Origin of the sequence: Plantactinospora endophytica (genome assembly GCF_016862915.1) — a bacterium.
GTDB lineage: Bacteria > Actinomycetota > Actinomycetes > Mycobacteriales > Micromonosporaceae > Plantactinospora > Plantactinospora endophytica.
Genome location: NZ_BONW01000022.1, coordinates 59,295 through 85,385, shown reverse-complemented (window position 1 = coordinate 85,385; position 26,091 = coordinate 59,295). Strand labels below are relative to the sequence as shown.

Below are 26,091 nucleotides of genomic sequence, written 5' to 3'. Positions count from 1 at the left end.
GGACTCCCTTTAGTTTCTTTGGTAACCCAACAAACTGTCAACGGCGCGACCGCAGTCGATACGTCCGGCCGGCGGCCAGCTCGACCCGGACCGGGGTGTTCCCGGGCAGCTCGACGGTGACCACCCGGTCGGCCGGGGAGAGCAGAAAAGCTTCGACCTCGGTCGATGTCCAGGTGAGTCGGGTGACCGTCACCGGCCCCCGGGCGAGCAACCCGGTGACCTGACCACGCGGCCAGGCCCGGGGCACCGCCGGCAACAGGCCGAGCCGAACCGCCGGCTCCGGCCGCACACCCGGCCGCGCGCCCCCGCCCGTCGGTCGCGTTCTCTCGACCCCCAGCCGCGTTCCCTCGTCCGTCGGTCGCGTTTCCTCGTCCGCCGGCCGTGCCGTTTCCGCCGGTCCGTCGGCCGGGACAAGGCTGCTGCGCAGCAGCATCGCGGCGACCACCGCCGGCAGGCCGCCGCAGACGTCGACGTTGAAGATGGCGTCCCGGTTGTGCGTGGAGACCAGGTTCGGTCGCCAGTACCGGCCGGCCATCAGCAGCACCGTCTGGTACGCCTCCTCGGCCAGGCCGAGCCCGGCCGCCGCCAGGCCGAGCTGCGCCAGCCCGTACCCCATCTCGTCCGACTCCGCGCCCCGCCACCAGGCCAGCCGACGCCGCACCGTCAGCGCCGCCGCCCGGCGCAGCGCCGGATCGGCGGTGAAGGCCGGATCCGGCTCGTACCAGAGCGGGTAGAGGTGCGAGGCGTGCCGGTGCGCGTGGTTGTCGACCAGGTCCGGTGCGATCCACTCGGCCAACTCCCCGGTCGGCGCGATCCGGTACGGCGGCAGCGCTGCCAGCAGCGCCCGCCAGCGCGGCTCGGCCCGGTCGGGCTCGCCCAGGGCAGCGGTTTCGGCCAGCAGGTTGCGCAGCAGGTCGGCAACGGCGGCGACGTCCATGGTGGCGTCCAGGCACGCCTGCGAGTCGGTGTTCGCCGGGGTGTTCTCCGGCGAGTACGACGGCGCGAACCGGGCCCGCCCGTCCGGGCCGATCGTCACGTAGTCCAGGTAGAACTCGGCGGCCCGGCGCAGGAACGGCAGTGCCCGGTACCGCAGGAACGCCCGGTCCCCGGTGTGGCACCAGTGGTCGTGGTAGAACCGGGCCAGCCAGGCCGCCCCGGCGGTCCAGAACGTCTGGCACCAGACCGGACCGAAGTGGTTCTGTCGGCCGTGGCTGGTCAGGTGCGCGGGGACGAGGATGCCACCCGTGCCGTACAGCCGGCGGGCGTTGTCCCGCAGGTCGTCGGTGACCGAGTCGAGCAGGTCGAACAGCGGGGTGGTCAGCTCCGGCGTTCCGGTGACCGCCAGTGCGGCCAGTGCGGCCGGCAGGTTGCCGTTCACCGTGTAGGCGCCGCTCCAGGCCGGTCGGTAGGTCCCGCTCCACACCCCGAGCAGCGTCGGCGGCAGGTCGCCGCAGGCGGAGACGATCGCGTACCGGCCGGCCGCGAAGAGCCGCTCCACCAGCGCGGCGCTGTTCGGGGTGCCGGCGGTGGCCGCGCCCGGCCGGAACGGCCGTAGCAACTCCTCGGTGGTCGCCGACCGGGCGGCCGGCGCGGCACCGAGGTCCAACCGCACCCGACCGACCAGATCACCGTGTACGGCGACGTGCGCGGCCAGCAGCGCGTCGAAGTCCGCCGGCAGGTCCGCCAGGTCCGGCCCCGGCGACGGTACGCCGTCCACAGTGGTACGCAGCAGCAGGAGCCGCCCGTCGACCAGCCGGCCCGTCACGGTGTACCCGGTGACCTGCCCGGCGGTGGCGGTGGGGAAGTCCACCCGCAGCCCCAGCCCGTCCGGCGCGACCCGAATCTCCATCGGCACCGGCGGCTCCTCGTCGAGCGGGCCGAGCCCGACCCGCCAACCCGTCGGCCCGGCCAACTGCACCACCAGCACGTCATGCGGGCGGGAGACGAACGCGGCCACCTCGACCTCGCCCCCGGCCACCTCGATGTCGTCCCCGGCTGCGCCGGCCTCGCCTTCGGCTGCATCGGCCTCGCCTTCGGTCAGTCGCCAGTACTGGCGGACCAGGCCGGTGTCGAAGTCGGTGCTGCGTCGGTACCCGGTTGCCGGGCCGGCGGCCGTCGGTGTGCAGGTGAGGGTGGCGGCGCCGACCAGCGGGTCGACCCAGCGGGTCTCGGCGTACCCGGGATCCTGCTCGGCGGCGAACTCCACCACCCGGGCGGCGGCCCGCCGGTACTCGCCGGCCGCGAGCAGCGCCCGCAGCTCGTCCAGGATCCGGGCGGTCGGCGGCGGGTCCAGCGGCGGGTTCAGGGGCAGGAAGAGCCGCTCGTGCGAGACGGTGATCCGGACGCCGGTCGGGCCGCCGTAGCAGAGTGCGCCCTGTCGGCCGTTGCCGCTGACCAGGGCCGCCTCCCAGTCGTCGGTCCGGGTGGTGGAGACGAGGCCGTTGACAGCGAGATCCACCCCGCCTACTTTGGCGGGAGCCCAAACAAAGGTCAACGGCAACGGTTGCGGGACGCCGGGAAGGGCGGGCGGGGTGCACTGGCCGAAGGGTCTGACCGGGCTCTGCTACGGCGGGGACTACAACCCCGAGCAGTGGCCGGCGGAGGTCTGGCCGACCGACGTCGAGCTGATGCGCCGGGCCCGGGTCAACCTGGTCACCGTCGGAGTCTTCGCCTGGTCCCGGCTCGAACCGCAGCCCGGCCGGTACGACTTCGACTGGCTGGACCGGGTGCTCGACCTGCTGCACGACGGCGGCATCCGGGTGGCGCTGGCCACCCCGACCGCCTCCCCGCCACCGTGGTTCTCGGTGCGACACCCGGACGCGCTGCCGGTCACCGCCGACGGGGTACGGCTCAGCCACGGCAGCCGGGACACCTACTGCGCCAGCGCTCCGGCGTACCGGGCGGCGGCCCGGGAGATCGCCGCCGCACTGGCCGCCCGGTACCGCGACCATCCGGCGCTGGCGCTCTGGCACGTACACAACGAGTACGGCACCACCTGCTACTGCGAGCACGTCGCGATCGCGTTCCGGGCCTGGTTGCGGGCCCGCTACGGCGACCTCGACCGGCTCGACGAGGCGTGGACCGGCAGCTTCTGGAGCCAGCACTACTCGGGTTGGGAGCAGATCCGGCCACCCCGGGCCACCCAGTATCTCGGCAATCCCAGCCACCTGCTGGACTTCCGCCGGTTCCTCTCCGACGAACTGCTCGGCGCGTACGTCGAGCAGCGGGACCTGCTCCGGGCCGCCACCCCGGACGTACCGGTGACCACCAACTACGTGCTCGGCGGCTGGGTACCGGTGGACCACGCCCGGTGGTCCGCCGAGGTGGACCTGGTGGCGATCGACCACTATCCGGGGGAGGTCGGGCCGGGCGCGGAGGAGCAGACCGCGTTCGCCGCCGACCTGGCCCGGTCCTGGGCCCGGCACGGCCAGCGGCGCACCGGCGGGGCGGGTCGGACCGCCGCCGGTCCGGCACACCGGGACGAGTCCGGTGGACCGGCCTGGCTGCTGATGGAGAGCGCGCCGAACCTGATCCTCACCCCCGGCCGGATGCACGCCAAGGAGCCGGGCCGGATGACCCGGCACAGCCTGACGCATATCGCCCGGGGCTCCCGGGGTGCGATGTTCTTCCAGTGGCGGGCCTCCCGGGGCGGCGCCGAGGTGTTTCACTCGGCGCTGGTGCCGCATGCCGGCCCGGACAGCCGGGCGTTCCGCGAGGCGGTGTCGCTGGGCGCGCTGCTCGACCGCTTGTCCGAAATGGACGCCGGTGGGGTGGAGGCGCCGGTCGCGGTCGCCTGGGACGCCGCGAGCTGGTGGGCGATGCAGGGCACCGTGCTGCCCTCGGCACAGCTCGACTATTCCGCCGAGGTGGCGGCGGCACACCGGGCGCTGCTCCGGGCCGGCCGGACCGTCGACTTCGTCACCGACGGCGACGACCTCTTCGGGTATGCCCTGCTGGTGCTTCCGGCGCGCTACCTGGTCTCCGACCGGTACGCGGCGCGGATCCGCGACTACGTGGCAGCCGGCGGGCACCTGCTGGTCAGCTACCTCAGCGGGGTTGCCGACGAACACGCCCGGGTCCGGGTCGGCGGCTATCCGGGAGCACTGCGCGACCTGCTCGGGATCCGGGTGGAGGAGTTCCATCCGCTCGACCCGGCGACCCGGCTGCCGCTCTCCGACGGCAGCACCGGCCGGCTCTGGGCCGAGACCGTACGCCTGACCGGTGCGACACCGTCGGTCAGCTACACCGGAGGACTCCTCGACGGCCAGCCGGCGTTGACCCGGCACGGCTACGGCGACGGGGTGGCCTGGTACCTCTCCACCCGGCTCGACGACGACGCGTACCGCGACCTGCTGGCCGGGCTGGCGGAGGAGGCGGGAGCCGAGCCGACCTGTCCGGCGGCGCCAGCCGGGGTGGAGGCGGTACGCCGGTCCACCGCCGACACGAGCTGGCTGTTCCTGCTCAACCACACCGACTCGACACAGACCGTGCCGGTGTCCGGAGTGGACCTGCTGACCGGCGCCCGGGTCGAATCGGTGTCGCTGCCGTCCGGCGGCTGCGCCGTACTGCGGGAGGGTTGACGGCCGGGCGGCCCGGGGTACGGCCCCGCACCGGCTGTGCCACTATGCACCGATGGCCTACCCCTCGATCCCGCCGCCCGGCATGGCGCTCGCCGCGTACCCCCATCCGGTGCAACTGCCGCCGGGCTGGGGCGCGCTGATCGTCTCGGCCAACCGGGGGCCCTATCTCGTACCCGCGCCCACCACCTGCAAGCTGAAGATCGACGGGCGCGAGGTCTCCGGTATGGCGGAGGGGACCTTCCACATCGCCGTGCCGGCCGGGGAACACGAGGTCAAGTACACCGACCTGTTCGGCATTCCGATGATCACGACCAGGGTGGTGGTGCACCCGGGCACCGCCCAGCAGGTGTCGTTCCGGTTCGGCGGCTGGCGCAACCGGGTCCACGACGGCCAGGGCGCCGACATCACGAGGTTCGGCATGTGGTCGAACTACAGCATCCTGCTGATCACCCTGGCGGTGGTCGGGGCCTGCTGCGGCGGACTGGTGCTGATCCCGATGCTGGCCGGCGCGAACGGAAGCTGACCCCTCGACCGTCGGACCGCTTAGCGGTTCAGCGGCGGTCGAGGCTGTCGGGCCGGTCGGCGGTTCAGCGGCGGTCGAGGGTTGTCTGACCGACCGACGGTTCAGCGGTGGTCGGGGTTGTCGGGTCGGTCGGCGGTTCAGAAGTAGTCGAGCAGTTCGGCTCGGGGGCCGGCGCCGAGCAAATCCAGCGCGGCCGGATCGGTGCCGGCGGGGCAGCGCAGCAGGCCGGCCTCGGCAACCGCGTACCCGTCGGCGACGCCGGTGTAGAGCAGCGCGAAGCCGCGTACCGAGAGCTGGATCGCCGGCTCGTCCGGGATCCGGCGCAGCTCGGCGGCGCCACCGTCGACCTCCAGCCGCCAGGTACCGGAGTTCCACGGTGCGATCTCGTCGGCGAGCGCGAAGTCCACCCGGCCGCGTACGTGTGCCGGCCAGCCCCGGTCGGCCACCGCCCGGACCACGTCCACCGGCCGGTGCATCCAGATCCGCTCCTCGTGCTGGCAAGCCTGCTCCAGCGGCAGGTGTGCGGCAACCGCGTCGGAGGCCAGTGGCCACAGTCGGAGGGTCGGGGTCACGCTCTGCCAACTGGCCAGTACCCCGACCAGTTCCCGGGCCGCCTCGGCGCTGTCGGCGAGCACCTTCTGCACGGTCAGTACGGCGTGCTCGTCGTAGCCGTGACCGCGCTGCCAGCTCGCGTACCCGATCAGCCGGCCGTCCCGCTCGACCAGGGTGAGCCCGTCGACCCCGTCCGGCAGGGCGCTCGGCGGCTCGGCCGGCGCGAACCCGCCGCCCCGGTGGTCGAGCAGGCCGCAGCGGTGCCGGGCGATCCGTTCGTAGAGTTCGGCGGTGGCATCGAGGTCGCCGGGTCCGCCGGGCCGGACGGTCAGGTCCGGTGCCGGCCGGTGCCGGGGCAGCGCGAGGGTCGGCAGGTCGACGGCGCGCAGGGCGCCGGCCACCTCCCAGCCCGCCCGCCGGTACGGTCCGGTCACCGTCGGATAGAGCGCGCTGATCGCGGCACCCCGCTCGTGGGCGCCGCGCAGCAGTTCGCGCAGGAGCGCCAGGGCCACGCCCCGGCCACGCGCCTCGGGCAGTACCGCGACGCCGGCGACGTCCGCCGCGGCCACCCGGCGGCCGGCCCACCACTGGTCGTGGTGCAGGTCGATCGCCTTGCCGACGAGCCGGCCGTCCTGGTCGAAGGCGCCGTAGCCGGTGCGGCCCGGCCGGGGCTCCTGAGACGGCGGTGCGGTGGACGGCGCGGAGCCGAAGGCGAGCCGGCCCAACTCGCCGGCCTGGGCCAGGTCGTCGGCTTCGAGCTTCCGGATCAGGGTGGTCGCTGGCACCGGGCGAGCCTAACCAGCACGCCGAGGCGGCCGTCGACGGGTTCGCCGGAACTCGGTAAAGGCGGTGCGGTTTCCGACGATCAGATAGTCCCGTTCGCTGCACGCAGCCGAGGCGCGAGTCGAGATGCCAGTCGAGGCGGGGGGCGAGGCGGGGGTCGAGGAGCCGGCCGAGGTGCCGGGCAGTGGACGCGTCGGTGGCGTACACGGTCAGGGTGAGCGGCTACGGATGCCGGACGCGGTTCTGAAACCTTTAAAGCGAGCGTGCTCGATGTTGTGCGGGGGAAAGCGGTTGCCCTAGCATTCAGGTGCGCAGGAAGCCGTACCCCCGTTGTCGGGTTGCCGTTGAACTGTTCCATTTCGGCCACCCTCCGCGGTCCGAGTCCGGCCGGCCCCGGGCAGGGTCGGCGCGGCGCCGCCACCCCGGCCGCGCTGGCGATCCCCGGTACCGCGCTCCCCGCCCCCAACGGAGTTGATCATGCGCTTATCACGACGTCGCCGTACCCTGCTCGCCGCGACCGCGGCAGCCACCCTGACCGCGACCGGCACCTTCACGGTGGTCGCCTCGGCCGCCGCCGCCGGCTGTCGGGTCGACTACCAGGTGGCCAGCGAGTGGCAGGGCGGCTTCGGCGCCAACGTCAGCCTCACCAATCTCGGCGACCCGATCACGAACTGGACCCTGACCTGGACGTACGGCGCCGGGCAGCAGGTCACCCAGGCCTGGAACGCCACGGTCAGCCAGAGCGGCAGCCAGGTGACCGCCAGCAACGTCAGCTACAACGGCGCGCTCGGCACCAACGCCAGCGCCACCTTCGGCTTCAACGGATCGTGGACCGGCAGCAACCCGGTGCCGACCGCCTTCGCGATGAACGGCACCACCTGCACCGGCGCGGTGGCCCCGACCACCCCGGGCGGACCGCCGACCGGCACACCTCCGGCGACCACCCCGCCCGCCACCACCCCGCCACCCACGCCGCCGGTGACCACCCCGCCGCCGGGTAACCCGCCGGCCGGGGCGAAGCAGGTGGAGGACCTGGACCGAGGGCTGGTCAGCGTCCGCTCCGGTAGTGCCAACCTGGTCTCCTGGCGGCTGCTCGGCACCGAGACCTCCGGCGTGTCGTTCAACCTCTACCGGGGCTCGACCCGGGTCAACCCGTCCCCGATCACCGGAGCCACCAACTACCTGGACTCCGGTGCCGCCGCCGGGTCGGCGTACACGGTGCGGGCGGTGGTGAACGGGACCGAGCAGGCGGCCTCGGCACCGGCGCTCCAGTTCGGCAGCGGCTACCTCGACGTACGGCTCCAGGTGCCGCCGGGCGGCACGACACCGTCCGGTGAGGCGTACACCTACGCGGCGAACGACGCCTCCGTCGGCGACCTGGACGGCGACGGCCGGTACGAGATCGTGCTCAAGTGGGATCCGAGCAATGCCAAGGACAACTCGCAGTCCGGTTACACCGGCAACGTCTACGTCGACGCGTACACCCTGACCGGCACCCGGTTGTGGCGGATCGACCTGGGCCGCAACATCCGGGCCGGCGCGCACTACACCCAGTTCCAGGTGTACGACTACGACGGCGACGGCCGCGCCGAGGTGGCGATGAAGACCGCCGACGGCAGCCGCTCCGGCACCGGCCAGGTGATCGGCTCGTCCTCGGCGGACCACCGCAACTCCAGCGGCTACGTGCTGGCCGGGCCGGAATACCTGACCATGTTCAACGGCCAGACCGGCGCCGTGCTGTCGACGGTCAACTACGAGCCGGCCCGGGGTACGGTCTCGTCCTGGGGCGACAACTACGGCAACCGGGTGGACCGCTTCCTCGCCGGTACGGCGTACCTGGACGGGCAGCGGCCCTCGCTGATCATGGCGCGCGGCTACTACACCCGGAGCGTGATCGTCGCCTGGGACTTCCGCAACGGCTCGCTGACCCGGCGTTGGACCTTCGACTCCAACTCCGCCGGCTCACAGTACGCCGGCCAGGGCAACCACTCGCTGACCGTCGGCGACGTGGACGCCGACGGCCGGGACGAGATCGTCTACGGCGCGATGACGGTCAACGACAACGGTTCGGCGCTCTGGAACACCGGGCACGGGCACGGCGACGCGGCCCACCTCGGCGACCTCGACCCGAGCCGGTCCGGGCTGGAGTACTTCAAGGTCAGCGAGGACTCCTCGAAGCCGTCGTCCTGGTTCGCCAACGCGCGTACCGGGCAGGTCTACTGGTCCACTGCGGCGGCCGGGGACAACGGCCGGGGCGTGGCCGGCGACATCTACGCCGGCAGCGCCGGGGCGGAGTCCTGGTCCTCGGCGGTCGACGGACTGCGCAGCCCCGGCGGGTCGAACGTCGGCCGCAAGCCGTCGTCGGCGAACTTCCTGATCTGGTGGGACGGCGACCCGGTACGGGAACTGCTGGACCAGACCCGGATCGACAAGTACGGCACCAGCTCGGACACCCGGCTGCTCACCGGTAGCGGGGTCGCCTCGAACAACGGCACCAAGGCCACGCCGTCGCTCTCGGCGGACATCCTCGGCGACTGGCGCGAGGAGGTGATCTGGCGGACGAGTGACAACTCCGCGCTGCGGATCTACAGCACTCCGACCCAGACCAGCACCCGGATCCACACCCTGATGCACGACCCGATGTACCGGGTGGCGATCGCCTGGCAGAACACCGCCTACAACCAGCCGCCGCATCCGAGCTTCTTCATCGGGAACGGCATGTCCACCCCGCCCGCCCCGTCGATCTACCTCCGGTAGCCGGAATCGACAACGAACTCGGTCGACAAAGTTGGTCGGCAACGAAGTCGGTCGACAACGAAGTCGGTCGGCGTCGGAATCGATCGACAACGGGATCGGTTGACGGCGATATCGTTGACGTCGGTATCGGTTGGCGGCGGAAACGCGAAGCCGCACCGGCCCGCAGGGTCGCTCATCTCCCTGCGTGCCGGTGCGGCACACACCGCGACATCACGCGACCCGTCCCGATCGCGCTTGTCGAACCACCACCGGTAAGAACATTAGGCGCCTTCCGGTGCGCGTCGATGACAGCACGGTGAAGAGTGTGTTTCGGGCCCACCGGGCGGCGTGACCCCGGTCACGTCGTACGGCAGGCCGGTCAGTCCTGCCGGCGCAGCCCGCCGACGACCTTGTCCGCGATCAGCTCGTACGAGCGCACCCGGTCGGCGATGTCGTAGACCAGGGTGGTGAGCATCAGCTCGTCGGCCTCGGTCCGGGCCAGCAGCTCGGTCAGTTGCCGGCGCACCGTCTCCGGGGAGCCGAGCGCCTGCCCCTCCCGCCGTTCGAGGACGAACTGCCGCTCCAACTCGGTGTACGGGTACACCGCCGCCTCCTCCGGCGTGGCCAGCGGGGCTGGCCGGCCGGTACGCAGGCGCAGGAAGGACAGCGACGCCGGGCCGGAGAGCCACGCCGCCCGTTCGTCGTCCTCGGCGCAGACCGCGTTCACCGCCACCATCGCGTACGGCCGGTCCAGCCAGCGCGACGGGCGGAAGCTCTGCCGGTAGAGGGCCAGCGCCGGCAGGGTGTTCGCCGCGCTGAAGTGGTGTGCGAAGGAGAACGGCAGGCCGAGCAGCCCGGCCAGCCGGGCGCTGAACCCGCTGGAGCCGAGCAGCCAGATCGCCGGCCGGTCGCCCCGGCCCGGGGTGGCGGTGATCGGGCCCGGCCGCTCGGCGGTGAAGTAGTTGACCAGGTCGTCCAGTTCCTGCGGGAAGTTCTCGGCGGAGAGGCCCTCCATGGTGCGGCGCAGGGCCAGCGCGGTCGGCTGGTCGGTGCCGGGCGCCCGGCCGATGCCCAGGTCGATCCGGCCCGGGTGCAGCGCCTCCAGCGTGCCGAACTGCTCGGCCACCACCAGTGGGGCGTGGTTGGGCAGCATCACCCCGCCGGAACCGACCCGGATGGTCGAGGTTGCCGCCGCCACGTGGGCGATCAACACGGCCGGGGCGGAACTCGCGATCGCCGGCATGTTGTGGTGTTCGGCTACCCAGAATCGGTGATAACCGAGTTCTTCGGTGCGCCGGGCCAGCTCGGTGGTGTGCCGCAGGGCCGCGCCGACGGTGGTGCCGGCGGCGACCGGTGCGAGGTCAAGGACAGACAACGGTACGTCGATCACAAACGCGGCAACCGGCGACGAGCCGGATTTCTTCCAGGTGGCCGGCTTTCTTCGAGGTGACCGGCGTCGGCGCGGAGTCCCGCCGCGTCGACCGCGACGGGTTTCCCCGGCCCCGCTCCCGGGACCGGCGGCCCGTGGTATTCCTCGGGCAGGGAACGGCGGTTCCCCGGCGATCGACACAGAGGTGGGGAAAACGGACGTCGGATGGTACTCGGTGGCGGGGCGGAACTGCTGCGAAGAGAGGAAAGTTCGCCACGGGCGACCTTCCTGGAGCTCTTCCTGGACCTGGTCTACGTCTTCGCCCTGACCCGGGTGTCGCAGCGGCTGGTGCAGGACTTCACCCAACTCGACCACGAGGTCTTCCTGGAGGCGCTGCGCGCCCTGGTACTGCTGCTGACCCTCTGGCTGCTCTGGTCGATGACCACCCTGATGACCAGCCGGTTCGATCCGGAGCGCCCGCTGGTCCAGGCGATCGTGGTGGTCACCATGTTCGGCTCCATGGTGATGGCGGTGGCCGTACCCCGGGCGTTCGGCGGGCACGGGCTGATGTTCGCGCTCGCCTACGTACTGCTCCAGTTCGGCCGGCCGTTCATGCTGGGACTGACCCTGCGCGGCGATCCCCGGCAGCGGATCTCCGTACGGCTGGTGTTCTGGGTGCTCTGCACCGCCCCGTTCTGGATCACGGGGGCACTCGTCACCGGTAACCTCCGGCTGCTGTTCTGGGGTCTGGCGCTGGCCGGCGACTACCTGGGACACCTGCTGCGCTGGCCGACTCCCCGGCTGGGCTCGTCGGCGAGTCAGGAGTGGGTGTTCGCCGGCGAGCACATCGCCGAGCGGTACCAGCAGTTCTTCCTGATCGCCCTCGGCGAGTCGATCCTGGTCACCGGGTTCGCGTTCAGCGGCGGCGACTTCACCCTCGCCCAGTCGGCCGCGTTCCTGATCGCCTTCACCACCACCGTGCTGCTCTGGCGGATCTACTTCTTCCAGGCCGGGTTCCTGCTGGCCGAGGCGTTCAGCAGCGCCCGGGACCCGACCCGGTTCACCTGGTCGGCCACCTACACCCACCTGGCGATGGTGGCCGGCGTGGTCACCGCCGCCGTCGGGTACGAACTGGTGGTGGTCCGCCCGCTCGGGCACACCGACGGCGCCTGGGTCGGGGTCATCGTCGGCGGCCCGGCGCTGTTCCTGGCCGGTCGGGCCCGGTTCGGGTACGAGGTCTTCGGCGCGCTGCTCCGGTCCCGGGTGGTCGGGATCGCCCTGCTGGTCGCGGTCGCGCCCGGGATGCTCTTCGTGCCGCCGCTGGTCGTGGCCGGCACCGTCAGCACCATCCTGCTCGGCATCACCGTGCACGACCTGGCCCGGGTCCGGGGTCGCCGGACGAAGCCGCCCGCCTCGCCACTCTGACCGGACGTTCCCGGCCTCGGCGCGTCCGGCGGCGGGAGGGGTCCAGGCTCAGCGGGCCGTGCGGCGGGCGCGTCCCGGCGGCGGGCCGTGCGGCGGGTGTGGTCCAGGCTCAGCGGGCCGTGGGGCGGGCCCGGACGTGCAGGCGTTCGCCCTGCGGGCCGAAGAGCGACAGCACCTCCGTGACCCCCGGGCCGGGGTTCGAGATGGCGTGCGGAACACGCGTATCGAACTCGGCGACCTCACCCGGGGTCAGGATCAGGTCGTGCTCGCCGAGCCGCAGGCGCAGCCGCCCGGAGAGCACGTAGAGCCACTCGTAGCCCTCGTGGGTCTGCTGCTCCGCCTCCGCGCTCGGGGTGTGCGGCGGCAGGATCTGCTTGAACGCCTGTAGACCGCCCGGCCGGCGGGTAAGCGGCAGGAACGTGACGCCGTGCCGGACGATCGGCCGGGGATGCACCCGGGGGTCGGCGGTGGCGGGCGCGTCGACCAGCTCGTCGAGGGAGACCTGGAAGGCCCGGGCCAGCGGCAGCAGCAGCTCCAGGGTCGGCTTCCGGCCGCCGGACTCCAGCCGGGACAGGGTACTCACGGAGATGCCGGTGACCTCGGCGAGCTGGGTCAGCGTCGTGCCACGCTGCGTGCGCAGTGCCCGCAGCCGGGGGCCGACCGAGGTCAGCGCGAACTCGTCGTTTGCCATACCGGCAAGGATAGTTGCCATACAGCCGGCAGCGCCGCACCGTGGACCCGGAGAACGACGAAGGGGAGTGTGGCGTGGACAGGACGTACGACGTGGTGGTGGTGGGCGGCGGCGCGGCCGGGCTGGCCGGAGCACTGGCCCTGGCCCGGGCCCGGCGCTCGGTGCTGGTGGTGGACTCCGGGGAGCCGCGCAACGCCCCGGCCGACCTGGTGCACAACTACCTGGGCCGGGAGGGCACGCCTGCGGCGGAGCTGGTGGCGGACGGCCGGGCCGAGGTGGCCCGGTACGGTGGCGAGTTCCTCGCCGGTCGGGTCGAGGCCGCGACCCGGGACGGCGACGGGTTCCGGCTCACCCTGGACGGCGGGGCCGAGGTGAGCGCCCGCCGGCTGCTGGTGACGACCGGCCTGGTCGACGAACTGCCCGAGCTGCCCGGACTGGCCCAGCGGTGGGGGCGCGACGTGCTGCACTGCCCGTACTGCCACGGCTGGGAGGTGCGGGACCGGCGGATCGGCGTACTGGTGACCGGGCCGGTGGCAACGGCGATGCACCAGGTGAACCTGTGGCGGCAGTGGAGCCCGCAGGTGATGCTGCTGACGCATGGCGCCCCGGCGCTGGAGCCGGAGGATGCCGAGCAACTCGCCGCCCGGGCCATCCCGGTGGTACCCGGCCGGGTCGCCGCGCTGGAGGTGGCCGACGACACCCTCACCGGGGTACGGCTGGACTCCGGCGAGGTCGTCGCGCTCGACGCGGTGGTGGTCGCGCCCCGGTTCACCGCCCGGGCCGGCGTGCTGGAGACGCTCGGCATCAAGCCGGTCGACGTGGAGATGGGCGGGCACGTCGTCGGCAGCCAGGTCCCGGCCGATCCGACCGGGCTGGCGGCCCCGGGGGTCTGGGTCGCCGGCAACGTCGCCGACGGACGCGCCCAGGTGATCGCGTCCGCCGCGTCCGGCCTGCTCGCCGGTGCGGCGATCAACGGCGACCTGGTGGCCGAGGAGACCCGCGAGGCGGTGGCGGCGTACCGGCACCAGGTGCGGACGATCTTCGAGCAGGACGGCTGGGAGGAGCGGTACCGGGCCCGGCCGGCGATCTGGAGTGGTCGCCCCAACCCGCAACTCGTCGCCGAGGTGACCGGGCTGGCCCCGGGCCGGGCGCTCGACGTGGGCAGCGGCGAGGGCGCCGACGCCATCTGGCTCGCCGAGCAGGGCTGGCAGGTGAGCGGCGTCGACATCTCGACCGTCGCGCTCGGCCGGGCCGCCGCACACGCGGAGTCGGCCGGGGCGCAGGTCGCCGCCCGGATCGAGTGGCAGCACGCCGACCTGCGCGAACGCCCACCCGCCGAGGGCCGGTACGACCTGGTCTCCGCGCAGTACATGCACCTGCCCGGCCAGGCCCGGCGGGAACTCTTCGCCCGGCTGGCCGCTGCGGTGGCACCGGGCGGCACCCTGCTGATCGTCGGGCACCACCCGTCGGACCTGCACACCTCGACCCACCGGATGCACTTCCCGGACATGATGTACACCGCCGAGGAGGTCGCGTCCGGGCTCGACCCGGAGACCTGGACGGTGCTGGTCACCGAGTCCCGACCCCGGTCGGTGCGGGATCCGGAGGGACACGAGGTGAACATCGCCGACGCCGTACTGGTGGCGCGTCGACGGTAGCCCTGGACGGGCCGGCGCCGGGTGCGCGCGGCGCGGCCGGTCAGCTTGCCAGGGCGACCGGGGCGGGCCGCAGGCGTACCCGGACCGGGGTGCCCGGGGTCAGGTCGGCCAGCCGGTCGCTGCCGACCTGGGCGACCACCGGGGTGCCGTCCGGCAGCGTGACGCTGACCCGGCTGATCGGGCCGAGGAAGCTGGCGGCGAGTACCCGGGCGTCGCCGTCCGGCGCGGGCAGCAGGTCCACCGCCTCGGGCCGGACCAGGGCGGTGACCGGCGCGTCCGGTGTGCCCGGCGCGGCATCCGGCGCCACCAGCGGCAGGGTCTGGCCGAGCACCCGGATCGTGCCGTCCGGCCCGCTCCGGCCCGGAATCCGGTTGCTGAGCCCGACGAAGTCGGCGACGAACGCGGTCGCCGGGCGCAGGTAGATCTCCGCCGGAGTCGCCAACTGCTCCAGCCGGCCGCCGCGCATCACGCCGACCCGGTCGGCGACGGCGAGCGCCTCCTCCTGGTCGTGCGTGACGAACAGCGTGGTGGTGCCGACCTCCAGTTGGATCCGGCGGATCTCGTCGCGCAACTGCACGCGTACCTTGGCGTCGAGGGCGGAGAGCGGCTCGTCGAGCAGCAGTACCCGGGGCTCGATCGCCAGCGCCCGGGCCAGCGCGACCCGCTGCTGCTGGCCGCCGGAGAGCTGGTGCGGGAAGCGGTGGCCGTGCGCGGCGATGCCGACCAGTTCCAGCATCTCCTCGGCGCGCTGCCGGCGCCGCGCACCGGGCCGGCCGCGCAGCCGCAAGCCGAACTCGACGTTCTCCCGGGCGGTCAGGTGCGGAAAGAGGCTGTACGCCTGGAAGACCATCCCCATGCCACGCCGGTTGACCGGCCGGTCGGTGACGTCCTCGCCGTCCACCAGCACCCGGCCGGCGTCGGCCTCCTCCAGGCCGGCGAGCACCCGCAGCGCGGTGGTCTTGCCGCAGCCGGACGGGCCGAGCAGGGCGACCAGTTCACCCGGGGCGAGGTCCAGGTCGAGCCCGTCCAGCGCGTGTGTGGTGCCGAAGCTGCGGCGCAGCCCCGCCAGGCGTACCGGGACGCCGTGCCGGGCCGCCGCTCCGACCGGTTCGGCGGCGACGGGGGACGCGGTCACGAGATCTCCTTCTTCAGGGTCCGGCGCCGGCCGTCACCGACGAGGGAGAGCAGCAGCAACAGGACGAAGGCGAGCAGCAGCGCCGCCAGCGAGACCGCCACCGACATCGTCGCGCTGCTCTTGCCGAGCAGGTTCACCGCGACCTGGAGGTTGGTCCGGTTCAGCAGCGAGGCGATGGTGAACTCGCCGAGTACCAGGGCCACGGTGAGGAAGGCGGCGGAGAGCACCGCGGAGCGGATGTTCGGCAGCACCACCCGCCAGATCACCGTCGGCCAGCCGGCGCCGAGACTCCGGGCCGCCTCGGCCAGGGTACGGACGTCGATCGCCGACAGCCCCGCGTCGACGGACCGGTACGCGTACGGCAGCACCAGCACCGTGTACGCGAAGGTGAGGGTGAGCGGCGAACCGCCGAGGAAGTAGGTGACCCAGGCGTAGACCGGGGCCAGCCCGACCACCAGCACGATCGCCGGGATGGTCAGCGGCAGCAGGCAGAGGAACTCCACCAGCCGGCGCAGCCGGGGCAGCCGCAGCCGTACCCAGATCACGGTCGGCACCAGCAGCACCAGGGTGAGCGCCACGGTGAGCAGTACCAGCCCGAAGGAGGCCCGGATCCCGGTGGAGAGGTCGGGGTAGGTCTCGGTCAGCTTCGGCCAGTCGACCAGCAGTCGCCAGGTGTGGGCGCTGAAACCGCCGCCCGCGCCCCGGGTGGTGAATTCCAGCATCGCGACCAGCGGCAGCAGGAAGAAGATCCCGAGCACGGTGAGCACGACCCAGCGGAACAGCCGTTGCCGCCGCGCCCGGCGCCGGATCACCCCAGCCATGCCGTCAGCCCAGCCATGCCGTTCCCCCGGTCGTCGTCGGCCTGGCCGCGCACCCCTCGCTCGTCGTCAGCCCAGCCATTTCGCACTCCGTTTCTGGAGCAGGGCGTAGAGCCACATCACCAGGGCGACCACCACGATCATGCCGAGCGCCATCGCCTTGCCGAGGTTCTGCTGGCCGAGTACCACCTCGCTGGTGAGTGCGCCCCGGATCTGCAACGGCACGATCGGGCTGCCCTGGCTGACCAGCGCCGCCGCGGTCGCGTACGCCGAGAAGGCGTTGGCGAACAGCAGCAGCGTGCCGCCGAGGAACGGCGGGGCGAGCAGCGGCATCCCGACCAGTCGCCAGTACTGCCAGGTCGAGCCGCCGAGGCTGGCCGCCGCCTCCCGCCACTGTGGACGGATGCCGTCCAGCGCCGGCAGGAACACGATCACCATCAGCGGGATCTGGAAGTAGGCGTAGACCAGCAGCAGGCCGGGCAGTTCGAACAGCCAGACGCCGGAGGCGTAGATGTCGATCCCGACCCGGTCCCGCAGGAACTCGGTGACGAAGCCGCTCAGCCCGATCGTGGCGATGAAGGCGAAGGCCAGGGTCACCCCGCCGAACTGGGCGAGTACCCCGGAGGCGGCGGTCACCGCCCGGCGCAGCAGGCCGTCCGGCCGGGCGGTCACCAGGGCGTACCCGAGCAGGGCGCCGAGCACCGCGCCGAGCAGCGCGGTGACCGCGGAGAGCAGGATGCTGCGCCCGAACGCCGCCAGGACGTACGAGTCGCCGAGCCGCGCGAGGTTGTCCAGCGTGAAGCCGCCGTCGTCGCCGGTCACGGCGCCGACCGCGACCACCAGGGTCGGCACGGCGAGGAAGATCCCGACGTACCCGAAGAACGGCACGACGCCGAGCAGCCTGACCCGACGCCGGGCCGGGTGGGGCCGGACCCCGGGAGCCTGCGCTCCGGGGTCCGGCATGGTTGTCACGACCGCCATCGTCGGGTCAGCCGACTGCCTTGGCCCAGTTGGCCGTCAGCGTCTCCTTCGCCTTGGCGGTCTGCGCCTCGGTGAGGAAGACCGGCTCGCCGGTGGTGGCCGGCAGGGTCTCGTACGCGGTCTTGTCGATCGTGCCGGCCTTCGCCATCGCCTCGGCCCGGACCGGCCGGGCGCCACCCTTCAGCCAGAGGTTCTGCCCCTCGTCGGAGTAGAGGAACTCCTGCCAGAGCCGGGCCGCCGCCGGGTGCGGCGCGTCTTTGTTGATCGCCTGTACGTAGTACGAGCCGACCACCGCGCCCTGCGGCACCACGGTCTTCCAGTCCGCCTTGCCCTGGAGCTTGGCGCCCTGCGCGACGTTCAGGTAGTCCCAATCGATCACGACCGGGGTCTGCCCGGACTCGATGGTGGCCGGGGTCGGGTCGACCGGCAGGAAGTTGCCGGCCTTCTTGAGCTGGGCGAAGAAGTCGACACCCTTGCCGATGTCGTCGGCCGAGCCGCCGTTGCCGAGCGCCGCCATCACCACTCCGCTGAACGCCGCACCGGCCTGGGTCGGGTCGCCGTTCAGCGCCACCTTGCCCTTGTACTCGGGCTTCAGCAGGTCGGTCAGGCTCTGTGGGGCGGGTACCTTGCCGGCGTCGAAGCCGATCGACATGTAGCCGCCGTAGTCGTTGACCCAGGCGCCGTCGGTCGCCTTGAGCGCGGCCGGGATCTCGTCGAAGGTCTGCACCTTGTACGGCGCGAACATCGGCACGTTCGCCCGGGCCACCGCGTCGCCGAGGTCGAAGACGTCCGGGGCGACGCTCTGCCCCTTGAGCTGGTTCGCCGCGTTGATCTCGTCCTGGCTGGCGGCGTCCGGCTGGGCGGAGTTGACCTTGATGCCGTACTTCTCGCCGAAGGTCTTGATGATCTCGCCGTAGTTGGCCCAGTCCGGCGGCAGCGCGATGACGTTGAGCTGCCCTTCCTTCCTGGCCGCCTCGACGAGCTTGTCGAACCCGCCCAGGTCTGCGGCGCTGGTGGCGGTGGCCGCGCCGCTTCCCGTCTCCGCGCCCGCCTTCTCCGGCGGCGCGCAGGCGGCCATGCTTACCAGCCCGACCGACGCCGCGAGCACCGCGACCGTACGGGCAACCGCGTATCGCACTTTTCTCTCCTTAGACATACCCGGTCGGTGCCCGGCCGGTGGAGCTCCGCCAATGCGGGTCCTCCCCGGCGGCACCCGGCGGCCATCATGCCCGGGCCCGGTGCTCTGGCCAGGGGAAAAGGCGACGCGTGGGTGAACGGTCGGCGCTGTCCCGGCGAAAGGTCGCTACGAAAGCCGTACCCGGGCGGACACCGGGCCGGCGGACCCGCACAAGATCAGCACTGCCCTGGCTGGTCGACGCCGTACCCGTACCCGGCCGTCGGAGGATCGGTCGCGGACCGCTGCCGCGACAAGGACAGGCAGCGGAAACAATCGGTGGCCGAATGTCGGCAATCCCGGCGATCGCCGGTTGGTGGTGCCCCCGGTGGGATTCGAACCCACACTGTCGATCTTTTGAGAATCGCGCCTCTGCCGTTGGGCTACAGGGGCCTGGCGTCGATAAGACTACCCACTACGCTGAGGGCGGCGACACCCGGCTGGGCGGGTGTCGGGAATGTAGTTGGGGGTAGGGGCTCGTGGCCGACAGTCAGGCTGGTACCGAGCGTAGGCGGGTGTTGATCGCCGAGGACGAGGCGCTCATCCGGCTGGACCTGGCCGAGATGCTGGTCGAGGAGGGCTACGACGTGGTGGGGGAGGCGGGCGACGGCGAGACCGCGGTGCGCCTCGCCGAGGAGTTGAAACCCGACCTCGTCATCCTCGACATCAAGATGCCCATCATGGATGGGTTGGCCGCCGCGGAGCGGATCGCCGGTGGGCGGATCGCCCCGGTGGTCATCCTCACCGCGTTCAGCCAGCGGGACCTGGTCGAGCGGGCCCGGGCGGCCGGCGCGATGGCGTACCTGGTCAAGCCGTTCCAGAAGAGCGACCTGGTGCCGGCGATCGAGATCGCCCTCTCGCGCTACTCGGAGATCGCCGCGCTGGAGGCCGAGGTGGCCGGCCTGACCGACCGCCTGGAGATCCGCAAGACCGTGGAGCGGGCCAAGGGCGCGCTGATGACCACCTACGGGATGACGGAGCCGCAGGCATTCAAGTGGATCCAGCGCACCGCGATGGACCACCGGATGACGATGCGCGAGGTGGCCGAGCGGATCCTGGCCGAGGGAACCGGGGCGGAACCCGCCGAGGCGGGCTGACTTCCGCGCGGGGCCGGGCGGGCACACGCACCGGAGTCGATCGAGGGGTCCTCGGTGTCGTCCTCCGGGCTTACACTCGGCCGATGTTCCCCGGACGACGTGGCATCGGCGCCACGCTGCTCGCGGCCGTGCTGCTCACCGCCGGCTGCCAGGACCCCGGGCCGGAGCCGGCGCCCGAGCCGGTCCGGCCGCAGTGGCAGCGGCTGGCCCTGCCCGCGCCGGCCGGCACCCCCGGCCGACCCATGGTCCGGGACGTGACCGGCTGCGACGGCCGGTGGTACGTGGTCGGCGGCGTCGGTGCCGGCGCGGGTGAGACCCGGCCGGCGGCCTGGACCAGCACCGACGGGACGACCTGGACGGCGATGTCGCTGGAGCCGAAGGGCTACTACGGGCGGCGCAGCGTGCTCTACTCGGCGGCCTGCCGGGACGGCCGGGTCGCGATCCTCGGCGACAAGCCGGGCGGCGCGCACGGCAACCCCCGGGCGAGCAGTTGGCGGCAGCGTCCGGACGGCTCCCTGGTCGAGGTCGAGGCCCGGTTCGAGCTGTACGGCGGCCCGACGGCGGTCAACGTCGCCCGGCTGGCCTCGGGTGACCGGGGCTACCTGATCACCGGTAACCGGTCCAGCGGGGTGGCGTCCTGGGTCTCCCCGGACGCGGCGGAGTTCGAGATCATGGAGGGCGTGCCGGAACTGGCCACCGACGGCCGGGGTACGACCTGGGGCTTCGACGCCACGGCCACCGCGCAGGGCTGGCTGATGGTCGGCGGGATCCTGCCGACCGGTGGCCGAATCGACCGGGACCCGCTCGCCTGGACCTCGCCGGACGGCCGCACCTGGCAGCGGGAGACGGTGCCGGCGACCGGCGACTACGAGGAACTCCAGCGGGTCGTGGTGTGGGACGGCACACCGGTGGCGGTGGGGCTGCGGGGGCGCGAGTTCGGGGTGTGGCGGCGCGGTGCGGACGGCTGGGAGCGGGTCGGCGGGTTCGGCGCGCACGGTTCCGCCGGTGCTCCGGCGGTCGGCGCACTGACCGTGGCCGGTGACCGGCTGCTCGCCGTCGTCTCGGACGGCGCGACGTACTCCCTCTGGTCCGGCACCGACGGCGGCCGGAGCTGGCGGCCGGTGACCACGCCCACGCCGGTACCGGCCGGCGCGGACCGGGACGTCAGTGTCCTCGCCGTCGGCGACCGGGTGCTGCTGACCGTCGACGACGGCCGCGAGGGTGCGGTCTGGGCGACCCGGCTGACCTCCGGGACGTGACTCCGGCCCACCGTTCCGAGGCCGTCGACCAAGATCGGACAGCAGGTCGGATAAGGGGCGTAGCCGGACTCACTTGTTACGGCTGTGGTCAAAGGCGTGCACGTGTTCGTAACGGTTTGGCAAGCCCGGCCCCCAGACCTTTCCTGACCGAATAAGCCTCGGTACGCTCCGCCATCACGAGCCGTAACGCAGGTGGGCGGTATCCGTCCGGCGGTGGGTGCGCCGTTCCCCGGCACACCCGTCACCAGGACATCGTCGCCTGTATCTTGAGGAGGTCAAGGAGCCGTGAGGCGTAAGTATGTACGGGCGCTGAGCACCACCGCCCTGGCGGCGGTCATGGTTGCCGCGGCCGGCTGCCAGGACGCGGGTGACGGTGGCAGCACCGAGGCTGAGGCCTGTGGCGGCAAGATCGCGATCTTCGGCGCGTTCACCGGCGACAACGCGGGCCTGGTGATCCCGTCGCTGAACGGCGCCAAGCTCGCCGTCAAGCAGCACAACGCGGCGAAGCCGGACTGCAAGGTCACCCTGCAGGAGTTCGACACCCAGGGCGACCCCGCCGTTGCCACCCCGTTCGCCAGCCAGATCGCCGGCGACGCGTCGTTCCTCGGCGTGATCGGCGGGCACTTCTCCGGTGAGAGCGACGCGACGATGCCGGTCTACCAGGCCGCCGGCCTGGCGATGGTGAGCCCCTCGGCCACCCGGATCGACCTGACCCAGAAGGGCAACACGTCCTTCTTCCGGGTCGTCGGTCACGACGGCACCCAGGCCGCCGCGGTGGCGACCTACCTCAAGGCCCAGAGCGCGCAGAAGGTCTTCGTCGTCGACGACGGCAGCGCGTACGGCGCGGGCATCACCGCCGAGCTGGGCAAGGCGCTCGGCCCGCTGGTGGTGGCTACCGACAAGATCCAGGAGCGGCAGTCGCAGTTCGACGCCACCGTCTCCAAGATCAAGAGCAGCAGCGCCGACTACCTGTTCTACGGCGGCTACACCCGTGAGGCCGCTCCGCTGGTCCGGCAGATGCGCGCCGCAGGCGTGACCGCCAAGTTCATCGGCCCGGACGGTCTCTACGACCCGGCCTTCCCCGAGGGTGCGGCGGGCGGTGCCGAGGGCGCCATCATCACCTGCCCGTGCCTTCCGGCCGACAAGGCCGGCGGCACCTTCGCGGCGGACTACCAGAAGGAATACAACATCGCGCCGGGTTCGTACGGCGCGGAGGGCTACGACGGTGCCAAGGTCTACCTGGACGCGTTCGACGCCGGCAAGCAGACCCGGGCCGACATCCTGGCGTTCGTGAAGTCCTACGACAAGCAGGGCGTGTCGAAGTACATCAAGTTCGACGCCAAGGGTGACGTCGACCCGACCAAGGTCGTGATCTGGGCGTACGAGGTGAAGAACAAGCAGATCACCGCGTTGCAGGAGCTCAAAGTCAGCTGACCTGGTTCTTTGAGGGCGGCCGGGGGTGATCCCCCCGGCCGCGCTCGATGCAAGGAGCTTTTGTGAACTTCGACGAACTATTCGGCCACTTCGGCCAGCACACCGTCGACGGTCTCTCCAAGGGCGCGATCTACGCGTTGATCGCCCTCGGTTACACCCTGGTCTACGGCGTACTCCGGCTGATCAACTTCGCCCACTCCGAGGTCTTCGTGGTGGGCACCTTCGCGGTCCTCGGCGCGTGGACCGCGTTCGGGTTGCAGGACAACCCCGGCGCCGGGCAGGCGATCCTCTTCCTGCTCATCGGCCTGGTCGCCGCTGCGGTCGCCTCCGGCGGCACCGCGCTGGCACTCGAACGCATCGCGTACAAACCGCTGCGTAAGCGCAACGCGCCGCCACTGGTCTTCCTGATCACGGCGATCGGGCTGTCGCTGGTGCTGGTGGAGATCCTCGGTCTGCTGCTGCCGCGCCTCGTCGGCGGTGTCTTCCCGACGCTGTTCGGGCGGGAGCGCCAGATCGTCGGCATGCCGACGCTGATCGAGCAGAAGGCGCTGATCACCATCGGCGACACGGCGATCACCAACGTACAGGCGATCGTCTTCGTCTCCGCCCTGCTGATGATGGCCGCGCTGGACTGGTTCATCAACCGCACCCGGTACGGCCGCGGTGTCCGCGCGGTGGCCCAGAACCCGGAGACGGCCGCCCTGATGGGGGTGAACCAGGACCGGGTCATCATGCTCATCTTCGTGCTTGGCGGGGTGATGGCCGGCGCCGCGGCGCTGCTCTGGAGCGTCCGCTTCGGCTTCACCCAGAGCAGTCTCGGCTTCGTCCTCGGCCTCAAGGCGTTCACCGCCGCGGTGCTGGGTGGCATCGGCAACCTCCGGGGCGCCCTGCTCGGCGGCCTCTTCCTCGGCCTGGTCGAGGTCTACGCCGCCACGCTCTACACCTCGGCCTGGGAGGACGTGGTGGCGTTCGTGGTGCTCATCGTCGTGCTGATGTTCCGGCCGACCGGTCTGCTCGGCGAGTCGCTGGGGAGGGCCCGCGCATGATGGACAAGGTCCGGGCCACCGAGGCCCGTCGCCGTGCCGCGCTGAACGGGATCGCCGACCGCTGGGCCGCACTGCCGCCCTGGCAGCGGCTGATCGGTGTGGCCGCGTTCATCGCGTTCCTCTACTACCTTCCCCTGCTGGGCATCCCCGGTCTGACCTGGCTGCGCACCGACTCGATCGATGGTGGCAACAGCTGGGCCGGTGTGCTCTTCACCTGCGCCATCTACGTACTGGTCGCGATCGGCCTGAACGTGGTGGTCGGGCTGGCCGGCCTGCTCGACCTGGGCTACATCGGCTTCTTCGCGATCGGCGCCTACAGCGTGGCGCTGTTCGGCTCGACGAACTCGCCGGTGGTCAAGTGGATGCAGCGGACCTTCGACCTGGAGCCCACCTGGGCCGTGGCATGGGCGATCTGCATTCCGCTGGCGATCGCGCTCAGCCTCACCTCCGGGGTGATCCTCGGCTGGCCGACGCTGCGGCTGCGCGGCGACTACCTGGCCATCGTCACGCTCGGCTTCGGTGAGATCATCCGGATCGTCGCCCGTAACCTCACCGGGGTCACCAACGGCGCCGCCGGGATCTCCGCGATCCCCGGGCCGGAGGGGGCGCCGTCGGCGGACAACAAGATCTTCGGCCTCCAGGACCTCAAGCCCTGGTACTGGCTGGCGATCACCGTCGTACTGCTGATGGTCTTCGCCGTCCGCCGGCTGGAGAACAGCCGGGTCGGCCGTTCCTGGCTGGCGATCCGGGAGGACGAGGACGCCGCTGCGGTGATGGGCGTGAACGGCTTCAAGTTCAAGCTCTGGGCCTTCGCCATCGGCGCGGCGCTCGGCGGCCTCTCCGGCTTCCTCTTCGCCAGCCGGAACGCCTTCATCGACCCGAGCCAGTTCAACGCCACCCTTTCGATCCTCTTCGTCGCGATGGTGGTGGTCGGCGGTTCGGGCAACATGGTCGGGGTCGCGTTCGGCGCGGTGCTGCTCGCGTACCTGCCGGAGCGGTTCCGGTTCGTCAGCGACTACCGGTGGGTGGCGTTCGGCTTCGCGATGGTGGTGGTGATGGTGCTGCGTCCGCAGGGCCTGATCCCGAGCCGGCGGCGCGCCCGCGAACTACAGGACCGGGCGAAGGAGGCGAAGGTCAGTGTCTGAGACGAGTTCAACCGAGGCTCGGGAGCCGTCGATTCCCCGTCAGCCCGGGGCACGCCGGACGCTGCTCGAGGTCGATCAGGTCGTGCTCCGCTTCGGCGGCGTGGTCGCGCTCAACGACGTCAGCTTCCAGATCCACGAGGGCGAGATCCTCGGGCTGATCGGGCCGAACGGCGCGGGCAAGACGACCACCTTCAACGTCATGACCGGGGTGTTCAAGCCGACGTCGGGCCAGGTGCGGTTCGACGGGGCCCGGGTCAGCGGGCGGAAGCCGCCGGAGATCAGCCGGATGGGCATCTCGCGTACCTTCCAGAACATCCGGCTCTTCCCGGAGATGACCGCGCTGGAAAACGTCATGGTCGGGACGGACTCCCGGCACAAGACGAGCGTGCCCGGGGCGCTCTTCCGGCTCTACCGGGTCAGGCCCAAGCCGGAGGAGTTGCCACAGGTCACCTCCGACGTTCCGCTGCTGCGCATTTGGCAGCAGGTACGCCGGACCTGTGCCCAGATCTTCGGGCTCTCCCGGCACATCCTGGAGGAGCGGGCGGCGGAGAAGAAGTCGCTGGAACTGCTCCAGTTCGTCGGCATCGAGGGCCGGGCGAACGAGGTGGCCCGGAACCTCCCGTACGGCGACCAGCGCCGGCTCGAGATCGCCCGGGCGCTGGCCACCGAGCCGAAGCTGCTCTGTCTGGACGAGCCGGCCGCCGGGTTCAACCCGGCGGAGAAGGAGCAACTGCTCACGCTCATCCGGCAGATCCGCGACCGGGGGCACACCGTGCTGCTGATCGAGCACGACATGCGGCTGGTCATGGGCGTCACCGACCGGGTCGTGGTGCTGGAGTTCGGCACCAAGATCGCCGACGGGTCGCCGGACGAGGTCAGCCGAGACCCGCGGGTGATCGCCGCGTACCTGGGGGAGTCCGTCGATGCTGCTTGAACTCGACAACGTCACGGTGGCGTACGGCCGGATCGAAGCGCTGCACGGGATCAGCCTGCACGTCGACGAGGGCGAGATCGTGGCCCTGATCGGGGCCAACGGCGCCGGCAAGACCACCACGATGCGGGCCATCTCCGGCATCCGGGCGCTGGCCGGCGGATCGATCCGGTTCAACGGTGAGGACATCAGCCGGCTCCGGGCCGACCTGCGGGTGGGCCGGGGGCTCTGCCAGTCCCCGGAGGGGCGGCAGATCTTCCCCGGCATGACGGTGCTGGAGAACCTGGACATGGGGGCGTACACCCGGCGGGACGCGGCCGGTATCGCCGCCGACCTGGAGCGGGTGTTCGGGTTGTTCCCCCGGCTGGCCGAGCGGCGCAAGCAGGCCGGCGGCACGCTCTCCGGCGGTGAGCAGCAGATGCTGGCGGTGGGGCGGGCCCTGATGAGCCGGCCGAAGCTGCTGCTGCTGGACGAGCCGTCGATGGGGCTGGCCCCGCTGGTGATCAAGCAGATCTTCGACATCGTGACGGAGATCAACCAGCAGGGCACCACGGTCCTGCTGGTGGAGCAGAACGCCCAGCAGGCGCTCTCCCGGGCACACCGGGGTTACGTGCTGGAGACCGGCCGGATCGTCAAGGAGGGTACCGGTCAGGAACTGCTGCACGACCCCGCGGTCAAGGAGGCCTATCTCGGGGTCGCCTGATCCCGACGCCCGGAAGCCCCGGTCCGCCCGCGCGGCCCGGGGCTTCCGCGT

General features: G+C 71.9%; 20 protein-coding genes and 1 tRNA gene. 12 read left to right on the top strand and 9 right to left on the bottom strand.

Translation table 11 applies throughout. The features are described from left to right. Nucleotides 1-37: 37 nt before the first annotated feature. Nucleotides 38-2,458 (bottom strand): glycosyl hydrolase family 95 catalytic domain-containing protein, encoded by a 2,421-nt coding sequence (locus Pen02_RS42605; RefSeq protein ID WP_203868353.1) that lies wholly within the window; start codon nucleotides 2,456-2,458, stop codon nucleotides 38-40. Between the two features lie 73 nt (nucleotides 2,459-2,531). On the opposite strand from Pen02_RS42605, the gene Pen02_RS24110 reads away from it, so the two are divergent. Both Pen02_RS24110 and Pen02_RS24105 read left to right on the top strand, forming a co-directional pair. Next, nucleotides 2,532-4,580 (top strand): beta-galactosidase, encoded by a 2,049-nt coding sequence (locus Pen02_RS24110; protein WP_239141191.1) that lies wholly within the window; start codon nucleotides 2,532-2,534, stop codon nucleotides 4,578-4,580. A 52-nt stretch (nucleotides 4,581-4,632) separates the two neighbouring features. Continuing rightward, entirely contained in the window at nucleotides 4,633-5,103 is a 471-nt protein-coding gene (locus tag Pen02_RS24105) for a hypothetical protein (protein WP_203868352.1), read from the top strand. Between the two features lie 137 nt (nucleotides 5,104-5,240). Here the strand turns inward: Pen02_RS24105 and Pen02_RS24100 are convergent, their stop codons facing one another. After that, the gene (locus tag Pen02_RS24100; RefSeq protein WP_203868351.1) at nucleotides 5,241-6,440 is read right to left on the bottom strand and encodes a GNAT family N-acetyltransferase; all 1,200 of its coding nucleotides are present in this window, start codon (nucleotides 6,438-6,440) and stop codon (nucleotides 5,241-5,243) included. Between the two features lie 475 nt (nucleotides 6,441-6,915). Between Pen02_RS24100 and Pen02_RS24095 the strand changes: the two genes are divergently transcribed. After that, entirely contained in the window at nucleotides 6,916-9,195 is a 2,280-nt protein-coding gene (locus tag Pen02_RS24095; protein ID WP_203868350.1) for a rhamnogalacturonan lyase family protein, read from the top strand. Nucleotides 9,196-9,553: 358 nt separating this feature from the next. On the opposite strand, the gene Pen02_RS24090 is transcribed toward Pen02_RS24095, so the two are convergent. Beyond that, a complete protein-coding gene (locus tag Pen02_RS24090) occupies nucleotides 9,554-10,549 on the bottom strand; it encodes an LLM class flavin-dependent oxidoreductase (protein WP_239141189.1) in 996 nt (331 codons plus the stop codon). A gap of 219 nt (nucleotides 10,550-10,768) precedes the next feature. On the opposite strand from Pen02_RS24090, the gene Pen02_RS24085 reads away from it, so the two are divergent. Continuing rightward, nucleotides 10,769-11,968 carry a low temperature requirement protein A gene (locus tag Pen02_RS24085; RefSeq protein ID WP_203868348.1) on the top strand — a complete coding sequence of 400 codons (1,200 nt, stop codon included), beginning with the start codon at nucleotides 10,769-10,771 and terminating at the stop codon, nucleotides 11,966-11,968. Between the two features lie 109 nt (nucleotides 11,969-12,077). On the opposite strand, the gene Pen02_RS24080 is transcribed toward Pen02_RS24085, so the two are convergent. After that, entirely contained in the window at nucleotides 12,078-12,659 is a 582-nt protein-coding gene (locus tag Pen02_RS24080; protein WP_203868347.1) for a helix-turn-helix domain-containing protein, read from the bottom strand. 74 nt (nucleotides 12,660-12,733) lie between these two features. Between Pen02_RS24080 and Pen02_RS24075 the strand changes: the two genes are divergently transcribed. Beyond that, nucleotides 12,734-14,317, top strand: coding sequence for a methyltransferase domain-containing protein (locus tag Pen02_RS24075; protein ID WP_203868346.1), 1,584 nt, complete (start codon nucleotides 12,734-12,736; stop codon nucleotides 14,315-14,317). A gap of 40 nt (nucleotides 14,318-14,357) precedes the next feature. On the opposite strand, the gene Pen02_RS24070 is transcribed toward Pen02_RS24075, so the two are convergent. The 5 genes from Pen02_RS24070 to Pen02_RS24050 form a co-directional block, all read right to left on the bottom strand. Next, nucleotides 14,358-15,452, bottom strand: coding sequence for an ABC transporter ATP-binding protein (locus tag Pen02_RS24070; protein WP_203868345.1), 1,095 nt, complete (start codon nucleotides 15,450-15,452; stop codon nucleotides 14,358-14,360). Then, nucleotides 15,449-16,273 carry an ABC transporter permease gene (locus Pen02_RS24065; RefSeq protein WP_203868344.1) on the bottom strand — a complete coding sequence of 275 codons (825 nt, stop codon included), beginning with the start codon at nucleotides 16,271-16,273 and terminating at the stop codon, nucleotides 15,449-15,451. The genes Pen02_RS24070 and Pen02_RS24065 overlap by 4 nt, the downstream gene beginning before the upstream one ends. Before the next feature lie 66 nt (nucleotides 16,274-16,339). Next, complete coding sequence (locus Pen02_RS24060) at nucleotides 16,340-17,233, bottom strand: ABC transporter permease (RefSeq protein ID WP_203868512.1); 894 nt, start codon at nucleotides 17,231-17,233, stop codon at nucleotides 16,340-16,342. A gap of 25 nt (nucleotides 17,234-17,258) precedes the next feature. Further along, a complete protein-coding gene (locus tag Pen02_RS24055) occupies nucleotides 17,259-18,389 on the bottom strand; it encodes an ABC transporter substrate-binding protein (RefSeq protein ID WP_239141187.1) in 1,131 nt (376 codons plus the stop codon). 353 nt (nucleotides 18,390-18,742) lie between these two features. Beyond that, nucleotides 18,743-18,818: transfer RNA gene (locus tag Pen02_RS24050), tRNA-Leu, on the bottom strand. An 86-nt stretch (nucleotides 18,819-18,904) separates the two neighbouring features. On the opposite strand from Pen02_RS24050, the gene Pen02_RS24045 reads away from it, so the two are divergent. The 7 genes from Pen02_RS24045 (at nucleotide 18,905) to Pen02_RS24015 (ending at nucleotide 26,040) form a co-directional block, all read left to right on the top strand. Continuing rightward, nucleotides 18,905-19,522 carry an ANTAR domain-containing response regulator gene (locus tag Pen02_RS24045; protein ID WP_203868343.1) on the top strand — a complete coding sequence of 206 codons (618 nt, stop codon included), beginning with the start codon at nucleotides 18,905-18,907 and terminating at the stop codon, nucleotides 19,520-19,522. An 83-nt stretch (nucleotides 19,523-19,605) separates the two neighbouring features. Then, nucleotides 19,606-20,781 carry a beta propeller repeat protein gene (locus tag Pen02_RS24040; protein ID WP_203868342.1) on the top strand — a complete coding sequence of 392 codons (1,176 nt, stop codon included), beginning with the start codon at nucleotides 19,606-19,608 and terminating at the stop codon, nucleotides 20,779-20,781. A gap of 285 nt (nucleotides 20,782-21,066) precedes the next feature. Continuing rightward, entirely contained in the window at nucleotides 21,067-22,215 is a 1,149-nt protein-coding gene (locus Pen02_RS24035) for a branched-chain amino acid ABC transporter substrate-binding protein (protein ID WP_203868341.1), read from the top strand. A gap of 62 nt (nucleotides 22,216-22,277) precedes the next feature. Further along, the gene (locus tag Pen02_RS24030) at nucleotides 22,278-23,261 is read left to right on the top strand and encodes a branched-chain amino acid ABC transporter permease (protein WP_203868340.1); all 984 of its coding nucleotides are present in this window, start codon (nucleotides 22,278-22,280) and stop codon (nucleotides 23,259-23,261) included. Beyond that, nucleotides 23,261-24,406 carry a branched-chain amino acid ABC transporter permease gene (locus tag Pen02_RS24025; protein ID WP_372445658.1) on the top strand — a complete coding sequence of 382 codons (1,146 nt, stop codon included), beginning with the start codon at nucleotides 23,261-23,263 and terminating at the stop codon, nucleotides 24,404-24,406. The genes Pen02_RS24030 and Pen02_RS24025 overlap by 1 nt, the downstream gene beginning before the upstream one ends. Nucleotides 24,407-24,437: 31 nt before the next feature. After that, nucleotides 24,438-25,340 carry an ABC transporter ATP-binding protein gene (locus Pen02_RS24020; RefSeq protein WP_203868510.1) on the top strand — a complete coding sequence of 301 codons (903 nt, stop codon included), beginning with the start codon at nucleotides 24,438-24,440 and terminating at the stop codon, nucleotides 25,338-25,340. Next, a complete protein-coding gene (locus Pen02_RS24015; protein WP_203868338.1) occupies nucleotides 25,330-26,040 on the top strand; it encodes an ABC transporter ATP-binding protein in 711 nt (236 codons plus the stop codon). Before Pen02_RS24020 ends, Pen02_RS24015 begins: the two co-directional genes overlap by 11 nt. Nucleotides 26,041-26,091: the final 51 nt, after the last annotated feature.

What these genes read in the sequence shown, in the direction of transcription:
- Pen02_RS24105 (WP_203868352.1), top strand. Translation starts at nt 4,633, where the DNA reads ATGGCCTACCCCTCGATCCCGCCGCCCGGCATGGCGCTCGCCGCGTAC.
- Pen02_RS24095 (WP_203868350.1), top strand. Translation starts at nt 6,916, where the DNA reads ATGCGCTTATCACGACGTCGCCGTACCCTGCTCGCCGCGACCGCGGCA.
- Pen02_RS24085 (WP_203868348.1), top strand. Translation starts at nt 10,769, where the DNA reads ATGGTACTCGGTGGCGGGGCGGAACTGCTGCGAAGAGAGGAAAGTTCG.
- Pen02_RS24080 (WP_203868347.1), bottom strand. Translation starts at nt 12,659, where the DNA reads ATGGCAAACGACGAGTTCGCGCTGACCTCGGTCGGCCCCCGGCTGCGG.
- Pen02_RS24065 (WP_203868344.1), bottom strand. Translation starts at nt 16,273, where the DNA reads ATGGCTGGGGTGATCCGGCGCCGGGCGCGGCGGCAACGGCTGTTCCGC.
- Pen02_RS24060 (WP_203868512.1), bottom strand. Translation starts at nt 17,233, where the DNA reads ATGCCGGACCCCGGAGCGCAGGCTCCCGGGGTCCGGCCCCACCCGGCC.
- Pen02_RS24040 (WP_203868342.1), top strand. Translation starts at nt 19,606, where the DNA reads ATGTTCCCCGGACGACGTGGCATCGGCGCCACGCTGCTCGCGGCCGTG.
- Pen02_RS24025 (WP_372445658.1), top strand. Translation starts at nt 23,261, where the DNA reads ATGGACAAGGTCCGGGCCACCGAGGCCCGTCGCCGTGCCGCGCTGAAC.
- Pen02_RS24015 (WP_203868338.1), top strand. Translation starts at nt 25,330, where the DNA reads ATGCTGCTTGAACTCGACAACGTCACGGTGGCGTACGGCCGGATCGAA.